Origin of the sequence: Sporolactobacillus sp. CQH2019 (genome assembly GCF_028765345.1) — a bacterium.
In the GTDB taxonomy this organism is placed as follows: Bacteria; Bacillota; Bacilli; order Bacillales; family Sporolactobacillaceae; genus Sporolactobacillus.
In genome coordinates this window covers 1-1,122 of sequence record NZ_JARAJZ010000042.1, presented here as the reverse complement: position 1 = coordinate 1,122, position 1,122 = coordinate 1, and the positions used below count along the sequence as shown (strand labels likewise).

The 1,122-nt window shown below is 45.8% G+C and carries 1 protein-coding gene; it reads right to left on the bottom strand.

What is annotated here, in order from left to right:
- On the bottom strand, positions 1-1,039 hold a 1,039-nt coding region (locus tag OYT88_RS20690; protein ID WP_274402260.1), incomplete at its 3' end, for an IS630 family transposase.
- Between the last annotated feature and the right edge of the window lie 83 nt (positions 1,040-1,122).

Below are 1,122 nucleotides of genomic sequence, written 5' to 3'. Positions count from 1 at the left end.
CTTTGGAATCCACCCGAATGTGGCGCAGGCAACTTTTACTCATTTTCGCAAAAAAGGATTCAATGATATTCAGCCATGAACCATGCGTTGGGGTGAAGACAAAATCAAATCGATTCGGTACGGTTTCCAAATAGGCACGTGTTTCTTTTGATGTGTGGGCTGAATGATTATCCAGTATGACCTGAATACGAAAATCCGGATCATAGTGCGTATCCAGTTTTTTTAAGAAGTCGACAAACTCCCGGCTGCGATGGCGATCTTCTACCGAACCGATGACTTTTCCGGTGATCAAATCAATACCTGCCAGCAGGCTGAGTGTGCCATGGCGCACATATTCTGAGTCTCGACCGATAGCCGCGTGCTTTCCGGGAACCGGCGATAAATCAGGAGCTTTATTCCCAATGGCCTGAATGCCTGGTTTCTCATCGTAAGAGAGCATCACGTCGCAAAGAGGTTTAAATTCATTATCTTCCAAGACCCATTCGACCTGTTGATACACATGCAGGACTTGAGCCATCTTGACGTCGAAATCCGGATCCCGCCGTTCTAAATAATAAGTGATTTTGTGCGGCTTGATTTCTTTTTCGGAAAGGATGCGCGAGACCGTACCCGAGCCAATCCGGGCCACGCAAGGGTTTCCTTGTGCTGCCGCGTGCTTGCGAATATGTTGGGCCAATAATCTTGTGGTCCATAATTCATAAGAATAACCCAGGTCCTTGGGTTTTTGACAGGCTAAAGAAACCATCCAGGTCTTTGCCTCTTCAGTAATCGATGCAGGGCGGCCGGAACGTTTTAAGTCATTGATGGCGGTTTGAACACCGAATTCCAGAGCTTTATCAATACAGCGATAAACCTTCGGCGTGTTTGTCTTTAATTGTTCCGCGATTTGAGGAACGCTCAGGCCCTCACTATAAAGCAGAATCATATGAGCACGCTCAACGCGTCTCAATTCTTCCGTTCGTGTTTTGGTGATTTTCTCTAAGGATTTCCTGTCTTCTTGAGTCAGCAGCAGTGCTGCTTTTTGGCGTTTGAATGGCATCGTATCCTCTCCCCAGAATCTTCTTGTTTCAAGGATACCATAAACCATCTATATAAACACTAATTTTGAATCGATCTACTAGT